At 56.2% G+C, this 15,304-nt stretch carries 12 protein-coding genes; 9 read left to right on the forward strand and 3 right to left on the reverse strand.

The features are described 5' to 3' along the window. Positions 1 to 668 precede the first annotated feature (668 nt). A complete protein-coding gene (locus VFA76_09140; protein ID HZR32002.1) occupies positions 669 to 1,562 on the forward strand; it encodes a hypothetical protein in 894 nt (297 codons plus the stop codon). A 125-nt stretch (positions 1,563 to 1,687) separates the two neighbouring features. Here the strand turns inward: VFA76_09140 and VFA76_09145 are convergent, their stop codons facing one another. Next, a complete protein-coding gene (locus VFA76_09145; GenBank protein HZR32003.1) occupies positions 1,688 to 2,467 on the reverse strand; it encodes a TrbI/VirB10 family protein in 780 nt (259 codons plus the stop codon). Between the two features lie 150 nt (positions 2,468 to 2,617). On the opposite strand from VFA76_09145, the gene VFA76_09150 reads away from it, so the two are divergent. From VFA76_09150 to VFA76_09160, 3 genes are all read left to right on the forward strand, one after another. Further along, positions 2,618 to 4,018 (forward strand): sigma-54 dependent transcriptional regulator, encoded by a 1,401-nt coding sequence (locus VFA76_09150; protein ID HZR32004.1) that lies wholly within the window; start codon positions 2,618 to 2,620, stop codon positions 4,016 to 4,018. Between the two features lie 20 nt (positions 4,019 to 4,038). Beyond that, positions 4,039 to 5,907: an ATP-binding protein gene (locus VFA76_09155; protein HZR32005.1), complete on the forward strand. Its 1,869-nt coding sequence runs from the start codon at positions 4,039 to 4,041 to the stop codon at positions 5,905 to 5,907. Between the two features lie 90 nt (positions 5,908 to 5,997). Next, positions 5,998 to 6,675 (forward strand): hypothetical protein, encoded by a 678-nt coding sequence (locus VFA76_09160; protein ID HZR32006.1) that lies wholly within the window; start codon positions 5,998 to 6,000, stop codon positions 6,673 to 6,675. Positions 6,676 to 6,681: 6 nt separating this feature from the next. Here VFA76_09160 and VFA76_09165 read toward each other — a convergent pair whose 3' ends face one another. Together VFA76_09165 and VFA76_09170 are read right to left on the reverse strand one after the other, a co-directional pair. Beyond that, positions 6,682 to 7,812, reverse strand: coding sequence for a hypothetical protein (locus VFA76_09165; GenBank protein HZR32007.1), 1,131 nt, complete (start codon positions 7,810 to 7,812; stop codon positions 6,682 to 6,684). 122 nt (positions 7,813 to 7,934) lie between these two features. After that, complete coding sequence (locus tag VFA76_09170) at positions 7,935 to 8,798, reverse strand: hypothetical protein (GenBank protein HZR32008.1); 864 nt, start codon at positions 8,796 to 8,798, stop codon at positions 7,935 to 7,937. Positions 8,799 to 8,908: 110 nt separating this feature from the next. Between VFA76_09170 and VFA76_09175 the strand changes: the two genes are divergently transcribed. The 5 genes from VFA76_09175 (at position 8,909) to VFA76_09195 (ending at position 15,292) form a co-directional block, all read left to right on the forward strand. Further along, complete coding sequence (locus VFA76_09175) at positions 8,909 to 10,261, forward strand: glycosyltransferase family 39 protein (GenBank protein ID HZR32009.1); 1,353 nt, start codon at positions 8,909 to 8,911, stop codon at positions 10,259 to 10,261. A gap of 143 nt (positions 10,262 to 10,404) precedes the next feature. Beyond that, on the forward strand, positions 10,405 to 11,664 hold the full coding sequence (locus VFA76_09180; protein ID HZR32010.1) for an MFS transporter: 1,260 nt from the start codon (positions 10,405 to 10,407) through the stop codon (positions 11,662 to 11,664). Between the two features lie 125 nt (positions 11,665 to 11,789). Then, positions 11,790 to 12,560: an enoyl-ACP reductase gene (locus VFA76_09185; protein HZR32011.1), complete on the forward strand. Its 771-nt coding sequence runs from the start codon at positions 11,790 to 11,792 to the stop codon at positions 12,558 to 12,560. 337 nt (positions 12,561 to 12,897) lie between these two features. Then, a complete protein-coding gene (locus VFA76_09190) occupies positions 12,898 to 14,541 on the forward strand; it encodes a hypothetical protein (GenBank protein ID HZR32012.1) in 1,644 nt (547 codons plus the stop codon). A 22-nt stretch (positions 14,542 to 14,563) separates the two neighbouring features. Then, positions 14,564 to 15,292 (forward strand): phosphatase PAP2 family protein, encoded by a 729-nt coding sequence (locus tag VFA76_09195; GenBank protein ID HZR32013.1) that lies wholly within the window; start codon positions 14,564 to 14,566, stop codon positions 15,290 to 15,292. The last annotated feature ends 12 nt before the right edge of the window (positions 15,293 to 15,304 follow it).

Below are 15,304 nucleotides of genomic sequence, written 5' to 3' on the forward strand. Positions count from 1 at the left end.
CTGGCAAGCACTCTGTATTCCATTTTGAAAACTACAACGCGAAGTAACTCTGAGCGTAGCCTTTAAGCCCAAAATGAAGGGTGTTCGGCCGAATTGTTTGACAGCCTTGATTCCCGAAATGAATATGTGGTTCCGGAAGGACAAGAACACGTTCCAGCTAAGAGCCGGTATGTCAACGCAGTGCGTCGTCGGAGTCTGAGGCTGCTCTCGCCATTTCGGGAATGCGAACCTATGATTCGCCCGTAACGAAACTGATTCCCGATAGTCTCCGTCGAATTCCACAGCTTGAGTGAACTGCATAGTCCTATTTGTCTCATGTTGTCCCATTCCGGTAAGTGACTGAGGACACCGCAAACTGTGACTCAGGGTGGACTAACTCTCAGCTCAGCTGCTGCCTACGGCAGAGCCCCGCGTTCTGGCAGGGGAAGCCCTAAATCGCGTGGGCACAGGGGCCCTCGCCTGTGCGGCCGAGCGCCAGCTCGGCAAAACTGCAACACAACAATCTGCTATTCCTGGAAGGTCTCAACGAGAATGGTACGATCGGCGCAATGGCCCAAAAGCGGCTGACGATTCAACTTCGCGCACCGTACCACTGATTCATGCTCGATTTTTAGGAGTCAGTCCGGCAAAGGGGGAGGCCGCCTGAAGGCGATTGGCGGACGAATCTAATGAGTAGCGTTAAGTGGCGGCTACGGGCAGGCGCTTCTCTTGCCATCGGCGCAGCGAGTACGGTCCTTTGTTGGGGACTGATGCACCACTTCAATCAGGGAGCGGCGGACTTCAGCTATGCGGTTCGCGAAGCTAATGAATTGCTGCACGGTCGCAATCCTTACGCACTCTTTCCTTATGAATCCTATCCCATAACGGCGGCTATTTTCGCAATACCATTCGTTTGGTTCAAGCCAGAAGTGGGTGGGGCTGTATTCTTCGGCATCAGCTCGGCGCTGTTGGCTTGGGGGTTAACGCGATACAGCTATACACGGTTGCTGGTTTTCCTCGCTTATCCCTATTGGGCGGCGATGCTGACTGTACAATGGGCACCCTTAGTGATGGCGAGCGCGCTTCTGCCTTGGTTGTTGCCAGTTACGACAGCAAAACCTCAGCTTGGAGCTCCGATCTTCCTGACGCGACTGAATACGCGAGGGGCAATCGGCTGTGTTGTGGTCGTCCTCGCCAGCCTGGCGCTCATGCCTACATGGCCACTCGAGTGGTGGGCGAAGGTAGGCCACCACCCTCACTATGTTCCTTTGCTTGCATTACCTGGACCAGTGTTGCTGCTGGCACTGTGGCGGCAGAATGAGGATTCGCAACTCCTCCTCTTGAGCGCGCTGACGCCGCAACACTGGTTTTACGACAGCTTCATCTTGTGGTTGATCCCAAAAACCCGTCAGGAAATTTTGGCTACGGTATGTCTAAGTTGGGGAGCTGGAATCTGGCGCTGGTTTCGCACCCCGACTTCGTGGCAAGAAGTCGGATCATGGGCCGTGCTCTGGATCTACATTCCCATGTTGAGTCTGCTGCTGTTGAGAAGAGCGGTGCACCCCAGTAGATTGGCTTCTTGATTTTAGAATTGTAAAAGACGTTTGCGTTATTACGCTCACAACCCGGCAAGCTAAAACAAAATGGCTGGTCAGAATTGAATTCCGACCAGCCTTTGGAACGATCCCGCACCGCTAGACTAACGCCATCACTGACTTTCCACGCGCAACACCATCTGCGTCCCGCTATCCAGTTTCACATTGTGACGGTCGGAGGTGAGGACTGAGCCCTGGGCGGTATTGGCCGTGGGCGCCAAAGTGACATCCTTCATACCGACTGCGCCGCGGGAATTCGCGTTGAGGCCACCGCCCGGGCCAGCGCCTGCTGGTGCGGCACCGGTGTCAGAACCCTGCACTGAGCCGCTTGTCCCAGCGGAGGTATTGCCTTGCATTCCCCCACTTGAAGCTCTGCCTCCGGCGGGTGCTGCTGCGCCTGCAGGTTGCCCCGGAGCGCCACCGCCACCGGTGTCGCCTTCGGCGGGAAGCATGCTGGGAGCAGGCCCCAAGGCCTGAATAACAGCGTGCAAGGGGACCTCTTGGCCGTCTTTCAGCACGATCTTGTCGAACGCGATGCCCAGACGCGATCCCGAGTCACCGTTGCGTGGCTGCGCATCGGTGACGTGACCCATCACTTTAGAGCCGCGGGGAATTACGACCGTGCCGCCACTGCCTAGATCAGTGGGTATCTTGGCGGTTACAGGATCGCCCTGCTTGGCCTTTTTTGCATCAATGGATTTGCTCAGCTCTGCTGGTATAAGGGTACCTGGGTTGAAGACAATTCTCTTCTGACCAGACGCAGCCGATGGATTAGCTGCGGGCGGGTTACCTTGAGTAGATGCGTTTGGCGCCTGCGATCCTGCCGGATCCTGTGCTGCCGCCCCGAGTACCATCAGCAAGCAGACCAACAGTGATATGGACACTGATTTCATGAACCTATCCTCCTTCTCACACCTGTTCGGAACTGAGATGCGGCCGAGGCTGAGATTTGTCGCCAGCCAGCAACCCCAAAAGTCCTACCGAATTCCTGGCCTGTCCTGGTTGCAGCAGCAGCCCGGAACCCTGAATAATGGGGACTGGGCATGAGTCAAGAGAAGGTACTGATCGTCGAGGATGAAGTGAACGAGCGGGGAGGGCTAGCCGAGCTGGTGTCGGCCTGGGGTTATCGCGCCGAAACCGCAGCCGATGGGGTCGAGGGCTGGGAAAAGGTGATTAGCTGGTCACCCAGCATTGTGCTTACCGACCTCAAAATGCCGCGCATGGACGGCATGGAGCTGCTGGAGAAGATTGCAGAGAACTCCCAAACTGTGGCGGTGGTCCTGCTGACCGCACAGGGAACGATTGACAGCGCCGTGCAAGCCATTCGCATGGGCGCTTATGACTACATTCAGAAGCCGATTGACACCAATCGTCTGAAGACCATCCTGCAGAATGTAGCGGCTCTACGCGGCACTAAAGTAGAGCTTGAAGTCACTCGGCGCAAACTGCGGGACACAGGCAGCTTGGGTTCCCTGGTGGGAAGCTCCAAGAAGATGCAGGAGATTTTCCGCCTGCTGGAGATGGTGGCTCCCAGCACAGCGTCAGTTTTAATTACAGGCGAGAGCGGCACGGGCAAAGAGCTGGTTGCGCGAACCATTCACGAGCTCAGCCCACGAAAACCGAAGCCGTTTGTGCCCATCAATTGCGCGGCAATTCCTGAAACGCTGATTGAAAGTGAGATTTTCGGTCACGAGAAAGGCGCGTTCACCGGAGCGCTGGAGCGGCGGACCGGCTGCTTTGAGCTGGCGGAAGGGGGGACGCTTCTACTGGACGAAATCGGCGAGATGCCGGTGGCCACCCAGGCGAAACTGCTGCGCGTCCTGGAAGACCGCAAACTGCGCCGTCTGGGCAGCAAAGTGGAAACCACGGTTGACGTTCGTGTCCTCGCGGCAACCAACAAAGTACCAGAGGAAGCTGTGGCCAGCGGTCAGCTACGTAATGATCTCTATTACCGCTTGAACGTTTTTAACATTCACATGCCACCGTTGCGCGAGCACAAGGAGGATTTGGGCGAGCTGGTAAAGGCATTGCTGATTGACATGAATTCCAAACATGGCCGAAACGTGCAGATGGTGAGCGAAGCGGTCATGAATCTTTTCCAGGCATATTCCTGGCCGGGAAATGTTCGCGAAGTGCGCAACACGCTGGAACGGGCGGTAATCGTGTGCGAAGGTTCAGTGGTGGAAACCAAGCACTTGCCACCAGGCTTCGGACAGGCGACGGTCCGGCTCTCGGCCCACGATCCCAACGCGTTGCACTTGGGCATAGGAACCACGGTGGGAGAAGCGGAGCGCCAGCTGATCATGAAAACGCTGGAGTCCACCAACAACAATAAGACCCGGGCTGCTGAAATCCTCGGCATCAGCCTGAAGACGCTGCATAATAAGCTGAAGGAGTATGGGAGTGGTGCCGCTGCCGGCAGCTCTGCCGAAGCAGGCACCTGATTCGCTAATCCAGCGCAAAGATGCGCTTAAAGACCAAACTCGTACTCGCCATCACCGGCATGATCGTCGCCTTGGTGGTGACCTTCTCTTACATCTATGTTTCTCAGCTGCTGCGGCAGCACATTATTGCGGCCTACGATACAGCCGCTCTCCTGAGCCGCGAGTTGCAGGACGCCACCACCGACGCGCAGCCTGATCTCAGCAGCACCCGCGTGGATACCAGCAACCCTGATGCAGTTCGCGCCGCCATCATTGAGAGCGTCCAAACCGATGCCAACCTGAACACCTTCATGGACTCGATCGTCGCCAACTCGCCGATCATCTATGACGCGGCCATCGCGGATTTTGGTAACAATGCCATTCTGCATACCGATCCTGACCTGATCGGCAAAATCCTTCCGCCACGTCCCGACCTGGCGCGGCTGCGCGACGCCAGCTTTCGCGAGCAATTGAGGTTGGTGTTCCGCGCACCGGGAGTTTACGAAGTCCGCATGCCGTTGACGTTGAATGAAGCTCCCTTTGGCAACACGCGTGTCGGGGTATCAACGGTTTTCCTGAAGAACGAGATCCAGCCACACCTTCGGCGAGCGGTGATCTTTTCCGCGATTTGCATCCTGATCTCGCTGGTGTTGGCAGCGGGGCTTTCCAATCTTGCTCTGGGTCCGTTGGCCAGAATCAGCCAACGACTCGATAGCGTTACCGCCGGCGAGATGGTCGCGTTGCCGGAAGAACCCGAACGCAAGGACGAATACGGTCTGGTGACCCTGAAGATTGCCCATTTGGGGCGGAAGATGCGCGATGTGAAAGAGGTCTTCTCTGCCCTCAAAGATAACCTCGACCAAATCATGGCTAACTTGCAGGATGGCCTGATGCTGTTCACGCGCGACAATCGCGTGGTACTGGTCAGCGCCTCGGCGGAACGTTTTGTGGGCCGTCCCAGAAGTGAAATGCTGGGTCACAACGTGGATGAGGTTTTCTCCGATTCGAGCCGAGTGGGCCAGGTGGTCCTGGACTGTTTCCGGCAAAGGCGCCCCATTCCCCAAGGCGAGATCGAAGGCGAGAATGGACGCCGGGTACAGGTCTCTCTAGATTTCATTCAGGAAGGCGGGGAGCAGATCGGCGCGCTACTGGTGATGCGGGATGCCGAATCGGTACGACGCATAGAGGATGAGATCGAACTCTCGCGTCGCTTGTCTGCTATTGGCCGATTGACCTCAGGAGTCGCCCACGAGGTAAAGAATCCAATTAATGCGATCGTAGTGCACCTGGAGGTGCTGCGGCAGAAGTTGCAGTCAGTGGATCCAGATACTCGCCGCCACATGGACGTGATTGGCAGTGAGATCCAGCGCCTCGATCGCGTAGTACAGACTCTGGTGGACTTCACCCGTCCTGTAGAGTTGCGCCTGGCGGAAACTGATCTACGGCGTCTCATCGAGGATGTGGTGCTGCTCGCCGCCCCGGACGCAGAACGCCACGGCGTTGACATCCGCCGCGATCTGCCCAGCGAAGAACTGCCGGTCAACGTGGATGTGGACCTGATCAAGCAGGCACTGTTGAACGTGGTGATCAATGGCGTCCAGGCCATGCCTGGCGGTGGCACGCTGGCCATCTCTGCGGCGCGGCGGGATGGATCGGCAATGGTTGAAATTCGCGATCAGGGAAGCGGGATTCCTCCCGAAGTGCAGGACAAAATCTTCAACCTCTACTTCACCACGAAAAAGGCGGGGAGTGGCATCGGATTGCCGATGACCTACCGCATCGTTCAGCTGCATCATGGCGCGGTGGAGTTTTCTTCCGAGGAGAACGTAGGTACAACATTTCAGCTGATTCTTCCTTTGCTGGAGTCGCCTGTGACTCCGGTGAGGGAGATGGCAGCCAAGAGTCAATGATTGGTTCTGGCCGGCGCGAAACTTGCGCCTGAAAGCGCGGTTGAACTAGGTATCTCTTTAAGTTTTGGTAGAAGACACGCCGCTATGTCTATGGATCAAAGGAAGCTAATTGCGGTGGCGCTGGTTGTTGGAGTGTTGCTCCAGCCGCTCCTGTTTGCCCGGAGGCAGCAGGACCAGACTCCGCCTTCCCAAACTCCCGCCGAGGAGAAGCGGGGTGAACCCGCGCCTCAGCAGATCACACCGCCGCAATCCACCCCGGCCCAGGAACCGTCACCGGGGCAGCTTCCCCCGCAACCAACTCCACCAGCACCTAAAGCGACAGACGCGGAGAAGCCCACGAGCACAAAACGGGCGCTACGAACCAAGAAGAGCCGTAAGAAGAGGAGCTCTAAGAAAATCTCTGCCCGGCTCAAGAAGTCTTCCAAGAAGAGTTCAAAACGACCAAAGCCAAAGCTTGATCCTGCAGCTCCGCGCAGAGTAGTAGTCCACAACGGCGGCACCGATCCTGGCGGCCAGCTGCAACCTGGCATGTCTACCGGGGATGCCCAAGAGCAGCGAGCCGGGACGCAACAGCTGCTGCAGCTTGCCGACGTCAACCTCAAGGTTGTCACCGGTCGCGCATTGACGCCCGATCAGCAAGACATGGTGCGCCAGATCAATATGTACATGGAGCAGTCGCGCAGGGCCAGTGATGAGGGCGATCTGGTGCGTGCCCGCAATCTGGCGGTGAAGGCGCGATTGCTCTCCGATGCGCTGGTGCGACGGTGATCTCCGCTATCTGCTCTTTGCTCGGGCGCTATTCACCTTGGTAAGCAGTTCGCGCGACGGCCCCTGAAAAGGCCCCGGTATGTTGACGGCTTCATTCAGCACGGCGCGAGCTTCGGTGAGCTTATTGATCTTGGCGTATCCGTAGCCCAGCCGATAGAGCGCCGTGGAGTAGGCGTTCGGCTCCTCTTTCAGTAATTCTGTGGCTGACTTGAATTCCGCAATCGCGGCCAAAGTCTTGTCCTCACGCATGAGCGCATAGCCCAGCGCCGAGTGTGCCACCCCCGCAGAAAGCTTGCGCGAGCGGTCCGCGTCCTGAGCATCGGGTTTGGCCAATTCGATGGCCTTGCGCGCGTAGCTCATCGCCTTGGTGAGGTTTGTCCCCTTCGAATCCTCGGCATAAGCGTTGGCCAGTAAGATCAAGGTTGGAATGCTGTTGGGATTAGCTGCCAGTGCCTTTTCGCCATACGCTAGCAGGCGCGCTGAGTCGTTCAGCTGCTGCAGTGTGTAGATTGCGTACTGCGAGACCTGCTCATCGAATTTGGATGCTGGGAAGGCAGGCGTAAAGCGCTCAATATAGGTCATGCGCAGCTTGGGGTCTTGCTCTGCAGTGATGGCATTGAATCCAGCCGCCTCTAAAAATTCGTACCCAGATTTGGCCGAGGCCTTCTCGGATTCAATCGCGTTCTGGAAATCGGCGTCCGACGCATCGGCGGGCTTCGTCTGCTTGCCCAGCGAGTTGTAAACCTCGCCACCACGGACTGCATAGTCGGCCACTTTTCCCCATTCTTTCGCTTGCTGCGCCACGCCTGCCTGCGACACCAGAATGTCGAGATTGCGCGGTGAGGCGGCCAGGGCCTTGTCTCCATAGCTCAGCGCTTTAGCATTGTCTCCGGCGCTGGAGTACGCCTGCTCGAGCTGCCAGTTGCCATAGGCGACGGCTGCCGGATTGGCCGCAAATTTCTGCACAAAGTCGTCCAGCATAGCGATGCGCTTCTGGGGGTCAGCTTCATTGGTGATGGCGGTCAGTGCCTGGTCCTCCGGTGTGCCGGCGGGGATGACGATCTTGTCCAGTTGGCTGAACGCACCTGTCCCGAACAATAAGACAATCAGCAAAGCTGAAGCGTGAATGCGACGCATTATGACCTCCGCCAGGCGGATTTCGGCCAGCTTTCTGATGGGATCTGCAGCCGCCCGGAGTCTCTGTCCGGCGCATCGTATCGCTGTTTTTTAGCGGGAGCAAGCGGCAACAAGAGGGAATTCTAATCGGAACTCTTACCGGCCAGCACCTCATCCGAGCCGAAGACGCGATCGCTCAAGCGCCGCAACAATCCGTGCCTCGGTGCGAAAGGGGGCAAGACGATGCGGTTCTGTCGTAATTCCTCCAGGGCTGCTTCGGGCGGCATACTTCGCCAGCGTTCCAGCCGAGCTTCGATCACCTGCTGATACTCACGTTTTTGCGACCAGTAATGAAACAGGAAATCGTCGCAGGGATGCAGTGTCGCATTTTTCTGCAGGTAGTAGGAAACGGCGTACTGCTCTACAAGCTGCTTCTTATATTGCGGCGAGATGGCATCAATGAAGGCAAGAATCGTGGTCAGCAGGTGGAACTGTGATGGGTGGAGACCGATCGCGCCGGAGTTCCACATATCGCCACTTAGGTCAATCGCGTTGCCGCGAAAGCGAAATTTTCCCATGCGCTCGCGAAAGCGTTGGAGTTGCCGGGTAGGATTCTGAGGAACGGAATACTCTTTGCGATGCAGAACTGCATTGCGTCCATCAATGCGTTGGAACAGCGAAGAGAAACCGGCAAAGAAAAAAGTGTCAGAATCGGCGAATAAGATGCGTTGATCAGAGACCTCCGATGCCATTTCAGCAAGGGCGGCAATCTTCAGCCGATAGGGATAATTCCCGGGGCCCCGCAAAATACGACCTTTTTCAGCTGTGAGCTCGTGAATTTGGAGCTGATCAGCCAGGGGCTGGAAAATTTGTGGCTGATCGGTGCAGATGTGCACTGCCAGGTCAAGAGGCCCTTTATACGCGAGCGCCGAGTAGGCCGCGTAAAGCGCCTGCACCGCCACATCCCGGGTATCGCATGCCAGATAAAGAAGGTGCACGGAAGCCATTTAGGGCCGATTCTATATTGTCGAGATGGAGGCCGCTATTTGCGCGCGCAACTGAGCGGAACCGGAGTTTCCGGCGTGCTAGACTAGCGCGAAATTGGAGCCATCCAGCTTTGTGGAACATTCCGGGAACGGTCGCAGACAATGCAAGAAATACCACTCCCGGGAACGATTCTCATTGCCGTGAAGAGCTCATCCGGCAGAGTTTTTTCCGATCTCCCGTTTTTATTGTTTTGGTTGCGCTGCTGCTGCGTCTGGCAGTGATTGGTATAGGGCACACCTACAGGATCACGCCGCGGCGGGACCACTTTCAGTTTGGGTGGGAGATGGGCCGCATCGCGCGCTCGCTTGCGGCGGGGCAGGGATTCGCTTCACCCACGGATCTACCCACCGGGCCTTCAGCCTGGGAGGCGCCTCTTTATCCGTACCTGATGGCTGGCGTGTTCAAGCTCTTCGGAGCGTATAGCTCGGCCTCTGGGTTCGTGATTCTTGCCATCAACAGTGTTTTCTCCGCCCTCACCTGCCTGACGATTTATGGCATTGGCATGCGGCTGTTTGGTCCGATTCCCGCGAACTGGGCGGCGTGGACTTGGGCGCTCTTCCCCTACGCGATCTATTGGCCTGTGCGCGTGGTTTGGGAGACCAGTCTCTCGGCGTTTCTTCTGAGCCTTGTTTTCCTGCTCTCCTTGCGACTAGTGAAAGAATCGCGACGAAGCGACTGGCTGACTCTCGGTGTGCTTTGGGGGCTGATTGCGCTTACGAATCCCACCATGCTGTCATTCCTTCCCTTCTCTCTAGGATGGATTTGGTGGAAACTTCGGGTGCTGGGGAAGAAACCAACGTTGAATGTCGCCTTAGTGCTGGTGCTCTGCGTGGCAGTGATGGCTCCATGGTTGGCGAGAAATTATCTGGTTTTCGGGCGCTTCATCTTTGTCCGCGACAATTTCGGGATGGAACTGCACCTGGCTAACAATGAGGTTTCCGGTGGCAAGTGGACGCGGTCGGAACATCCCGGCAACGATCCGCAGCAGATGAAGAAATTTCAGGAAGTGGGCGAACTTCCCTATATGCAGGCGGAACAACGAGCGGCTTTCGATTTTATCCGCGCACATCCGGGGCAGTTTCTTCGCTACTGCTCGCAACGCGCAGTGTACTTCTGGATCGGCAACCCGCAAGAGACGCTGGTTGGCAGTTGGAATTTGGGGTTGGCCCGGCACCTGGCGTTCTTCCTTTCTGCGGCCGCAGCTTTCGTCGGTTTGTGGCTATGCTTTCGAAACCAGGTCCCCTGTACTTTTCTGTTTGCCTGCCTGATGATTCTCTTTCCCATTCCGTACTACATCGCGCACCCCTCGCCTCGCTATCGGCACGCCATTGAACCAGAAATGGTGCTGTTGATTGTCTATGCCTTGTGGCAAGCCCGCGGCTGCCGAATAGAGATTCCCAATCCTGGCCACAGGCGTACGTAAAGAGGGCGTTTGCCTTGAAGTCCCATTCGAAGGCAATTGTCTGGCCCAGAATTTCACGGTACAAATAAGTAACCGCGGTGCCAGAGATCGCCAATAAGCTCGCAGCATCTTCTCCGCGCCTGCATCACTAACTGAAATCGTTCATGCGTACCATTTTGCAAAAGCGAGAGCTGCGCTTAGTGTTTGCCGCCAATGTGGTTTCCATGTTGGGCAGCGGAATGAACTCAGCCGCGGTTACCTGGTTCATTCTGCAAGCAACTCACTCTGAGGTGGCGCTAGGCACGCTGGTGGTTTTGCAAACAATTCCGGCAGTGCTGATGCTTCCCTTCACCGGCGTAATCATTGACCGGGAGGACCGTCGGCATCTGCTGATGTGGCTGGATGCAATTCGGGGAGTCATTATTCTCGCCATCGCGCTGCTTGCTTTTGCGGGACGCGTCCACTTATGGCAGCTTTACGCGATGGCCATGCTGGTGGCTGCGGGCTTCTGGATGTTCTGGCCTACCATCACGGCGCTCATCCAGGAGCTCACCCCGGAGGCGCAATTTGTTCACGCCAATACCTTCCTGCTGGCCGGCGTGCAGGGCGGCTGGCTGATTGCCGGATCAATCGTAGGCTTTGTCTACAACCACATCGGTCTGGGCGGAGTCTTGCTGATTGATTTCGCCACGTACGCGGTCTCGCTGGGATGTTACTTCGCCATTCGCAAGGGAAAGCATTTAGTGAAGCGTCCCGCCGGAGCACATCCGGCGGTGGAGGCTGCGGAGACCGCGTTCGCGCGATATTGGCACGAGCTGGGCGAGGGCATTCGTTACCTGCATGGACGACGCTACGTGGTGCTGCTCGGCATAAGCTGGGCACTCTTTATCGGCGCCATGATGACGCAGGGTGTGGTCAGCGCTCCGCTGAGCGATCGTGTGCTGCACGCCGGCCCTGTGGGTTATGGCTGGCTGAATGCCGCATGGGGCAGCGGCGCCTTCCTGAGCGCTTTGTACGCGCCCTTGGTAATCGCCAAGCTGAAGGCTCGTCCTGCGGTTGCGGTGGCTATGGCCCTGCTTTCTGCCAGTATTTTCTGCGCGCCATTCTCACGCTTCTTGGCGATCGCGGTCGCGCTCTACCTCATTATGGGATCTGCCCGCGGGGTAGGCGGCATCGCCATTTCAAGCAGCATGATGGAACACGTGCCGCCGCACTTTATGGGACGAGTGCAGAACACATTCTTTTTCATCGGGACCACACTGCAGCTTGCGCTCGGCCCGCTAGTCGGCGCGATCGCCCACCGACTAGGGCTCGCGTACGCGTTCTCCATCGTGGGTGGCCTATATGCGATCGCGTTTTTGACCGCAACCTGGCCAGCGGATGCGCGCCCGGTGGTCATCTCAGAGGCGGCCGCCAGCAAGTAATACTTACAGTCTCATCCGTACTCCGAACTCACAATGGGCAATCATGATCAGGGCATTGGCTGGCTGCTCGTTTAGAACCTCGGGTCTCTGCTATTCTGTCGAGTTTTAGAACAAGGAAGGGATCCATGGGAAACAGCCTTGAGGGACGCACAGCCGTTGTATTTGGGGTGGCGAATAAGCGCAGCATCGCTTGGGCCATAGCGCAAGGCCTGCATGCGGCAGGCGCGCAGCTCGCACTCACTTATCAGAATGAGCGTTTGGAGCAGGAGGCAAGCGATTTGGTCACCTCCCTCCCAGGCACGCAAGGATTCCGCTGCGACGTTTCCAGCGATGAAGAAGTCGAGCGCCTGTTCTCGGAACTGAAGTCACGCTATGGAAAACTGCATACCATGGTGCACAGCATTGCGTATGCGCCGGCAGATGAGCTGAAGGGCGAATTTGTTCAGACCACGCGGGAAGGATTTCGGATCGCGCACGAAGTGAGCGTCTATTCGCTCATCTCGCTGGCTCGGGCAGCAGTGCCGCTCATGGAGGATGGAGGGAGCATGATCACCATGACGTACTATGGCGCGGAGAAAGTAGTTCCCCATTACAACGTAATGGGCGTTGCCAAGGCGGCTTTGGAGGCTTCGGTGCGGTACCTGGCCTATGATCTGGGAAAGAAACGCATTCGTGTGAATGCCATATCTGCCGGTCCCATCAAAACTCTGGCTGCGCGGGGTATCTCCGGATTGAGCGCCATGATGAAAAGCCACGCCGAACGGTCTCCCCTGCAACGCAATGTGGAGGTCAGCGAAGTAGCAAATACGGCAGTTTTTCTTGCGTCAGACGCCAGCTCCGGTATCACCGGCGAAACCATTTACGTGGATTGCGGATATAACATTATGGGATTTTAGAACGGTGGTTGGAAACCAAAGCCGATGCCGGTTTCCGACCGGCGTAACTCGGCGGTAACCACGTCACAGCTTCACCATAAGTGCAAACTCTTGCACTAGGAGCTCGACTTCGCACCCCCGGCACACTACGTTCTTCGAAATTAGTTAGTACCTGCAGGTACTTACAACCTAAGTACCTCTTTCAGTCATCTGTGTAGGTCGGGTTGACGTCACCATCGATGCAATAGGTTCCTTTACATCCTTTACCTGCTAAACAGAGCACATTGCTTGTGACTGGCCGTTGAAACGGCGATTTCCTAGTTTGGAACATCAAATGCACTTTTTCATCTGGTAAGTCATGCCCAAAGCACAGCAGATAAGGGTTGCGCTCCCGCCAGTAGCAGATCTGGCAACTATCGAACAGGTAGTTTCGACCCCCACAAGAGTTCTCGCCTGGCGTACATCGCAGGAACCGAGTCGACAACTTGGGCGAGCAACTGCATTGGTGCTGGGAGGCATAGTCCTCATCGGACTCTTGCAGCTGACGCAACCCTTTTTTCAAGACCAGGCATTTTTCACCATCGGCGCTGAGGCGATGAATCGCGGCCGGGTCCTTTACCGCGATTTTTGGGACATAAAGCAGCCTGGCATTTTTGTTTTCTATCTCGTTGCAGGCAAGCTTTTTGGATTTCATGAAATTGGTATTCACCTTTTTGAGCTGCTGTACATGACCGCTTTCTCCGTGGTCTTAATCAGGACATGCAGGCATTACTACAAGATTCCCGTATTGTCCGTGGTGGCTCCGCTCCTGACCGTGGGCGTGTATTACGCTGTGGCCGGAATCAGCCAGACCGGCCAGGTGGAAAGCCTGGTGGGTTTTCCGCTCTTTTTATGTCTGTGGTTTGCCTATCGTGCGACGCGCGATCACGAAAGCGGGACTCGAAACTTCTTCTGGTGTGGCTTCATGGGCGGGATGGTTCTTTTGCTGAAGCTCATGTTCCTACCCATTGTTCTTTGCTTCGCACTAAGCGCCCTAATGCACGTAAGGCGCAAATCATCGCCAGCAGTACTTGCGTTCCCAGTAAGACACGCGGGCGCGTTTGTGGCCGGGGTGCTGCTGCCCTTGTTGGCAATGACTGTGTACTTCGCGCTGACAGGCACCCTGGGAATGGCCTTTTATACGTTTTTGGTTTATCCCCTCCGCGCCATTACCAACCTTCCTTCCGCTGGCGCGAGCAGGCTGAATGACGGCATGCAGTGGTTTCTTTATCATTTTGGGCCCGAACTTAGCCTGGCATTTATCGGCGCGTGGTGGTCATGGAAAAGGTCCAAGGATTTCTTGTCCGTCAATCTTGTGCTTTGGCTGGGCGCAGGCGCCGTGGTAGTCCTGCTGCAGTGCCTTTCCTGGTGGCGTTACCATTACATGCTGTTTTTCGTGCCTTTGGGTCTTTTGGCAACGAAGGGCATTGACGAGATATGCCAACTATTTAAAAGCGTTCCAATCTCTACCTGGCGAGCCACAAGAATCTCGAGCATCCTGGCGATGGTGCTGCTGTTTTCGCCCATGCTGAGTTCATTAGGGCTCAAAACTCTGGCGCTTGCTCATCACGGTTTTGCGCTTACCAAAGAACGCAGGCTCGAGTATCAAGCGAGGTTTCCTGAGGGTCAGTATCAAAATGCGCTGGCCGAAGTGAGTTTCTTGTCTCGGCCGGAGAGCCTCGCCGGCGATATATATGTTGTCGGACACCCTCTGTACTATTTCCTCTCCGGTCGTCAACCAGCTATAGCAATGAACGGCAGCGGCATCGAAATATTTCTTCCCGAACAGTGGAGAAGCTTATCGAGCCAGCTCAGAAAAGCACGCCCAGCTTATATTTTCATCAGTGCGCTGGATCGCAATCTGTTTCAGGCCGGCACTCCTGAGAGCGTGGATTTCATTGCACAGAACTACCGTGTGTTGCGAACCGATGATACCGGTACGTGGTATGTTCGTCTGCCCTGAGTGGTAGCACGATGTTGAACCCATGATTTTCTGGCTACAATCCGCTCCTGCGGGCGCCTGGAGAGCGATTGATTCATCGATCCTCAGGTTTGTGTACCACTTCACGCATCGCTCCGCGACCTTTGACCATGCAATCGTGCTGCTGAGCGGGAACACCTTTCTTAAAGGTGCAATCGTAGTCGCAGTTATTTGGTGGCTTTGGTTCCGAACGCAGAACGACATAGAGAAGCAAGAATCCGTGCTCGCCGCGATCATTGCCGGCTTTGCGGGACTGGCTCTGGCCAGGTTACTGGCGTTGATACTTCCGTTTCGACTTCGCCCGCTGGATGACCCGCAGCTCGCCCCTCAATTTCCCACGGCGATGGCAGGAAGCTTCGAACGCTGGAGTTCATTCCCCAGCGACCACGCGGTCCTGTTCTTCGCAATTGCTACCGGATTGTTCTTCGTTTCTCGCCGCGCGGCGCTGTTCATTTTTGCTTACATCACGCTGATAGTGTGTTTGCCGAGGCTTTATCTAGGAATCCATTATCCGACAGACATTTTTGCTGGCGTGGCACTGGGCGTTGGTCTGGGCTGGTTCTTCCATTTGTCGGCGGTCCGCCGAGCGGTTACCTGGTGGCCAATGAAGCTGCTGAATTACGATGCTGCATTCTTCTATGGCTGTTTCTTTATAGTCACCTACCAAATTGCCGAACTCTTCGAATCGGTGCGTGAAGTTGGTCGCTTTCTGATCCAACTCTATCGAGCGTGAGGGCAATCGGCA

It is taken from the genome of Terriglobales bacterium, from assembly GCA_035651655.1.
Classification (GTDB): Bacteria; Acidobacteriota; Terriglobia; order Terriglobales; family Acidobacteriaceae; genus DASRFG01.

Bases quoted from the DNA above. Each gene is read 5' to 3' on its own strand.
- VFA76_09140 (HZR32002.1), top strand. From the start codon at position 669: ATGAGTAGCGTTAAGTGGCGGCTACGGGCAGGCGCTTCTCTTGCCATC.
- VFA76_09145 (HZR32003.1), bottom strand. From the start codon at position 2,467: ATGAAATCAGTGTCCATATCACTGTTGGTCTGCTTGCTGATGGTACTC.
- VFA76_09150 (HZR32004.1), top strand. From the start codon at position 2,618: ATGAGTCAAGAGAAGGTACTGATCGTCGAGGATGAAGTGAACGAGCGG.
- VFA76_09155 (HZR32005.1), top strand. From the start codon at position 4,039: ATGCGCTTAAAGACCAAACTCGTACTCGCCATCACCGGCATGATCGTC.
- VFA76_09160 (HZR32006.1), top strand. From the start codon at position 5,998: ATGGATCAAAGGAAGCTAATTGCGGTGGCGCTGGTTGTTGGAGTGTTG.
- VFA76_09165 (HZR32007.1), bottom strand. From the start codon at position 7,812: ATGCGTCGCATTCACGCTTCAGCTTTGCTGATTGTCTTATTGTTCGGG.
- VFA76_09170 (HZR32008.1), bottom strand. From the start codon at position 8,798: ATGGCTTCCGTGCACCTTCTTTATCTGGCATGCGATACCCGGGATGTG.
- VFA76_09180 (HZR32010.1), top strand. From the start codon at position 10,405: ATGCGTACCATTTTGCAAAAGCGAGAGCTGCGCTTAGTGTTTGCCGCC.
- VFA76_09185 (HZR32011.1), top strand. From the start codon at position 11,790: ATGGGAAACAGCCTTGAGGGACGCACAGCCGTTGTATTTGGGGTGGCG.
- VFA76_09190 (HZR32012.1), top strand. From the start codon at position 12,898: ATGCCCAAAGCACAGCAGATAAGGGTTGCGCTCCCGCCAGTAGCAGAT.
- VFA76_09195 (HZR32013.1), top strand. From the start codon at position 14,564: ATGATTTTCTGGCTACAATCCGCTCCTGCGGGCGCCTGGAGAGCGATT.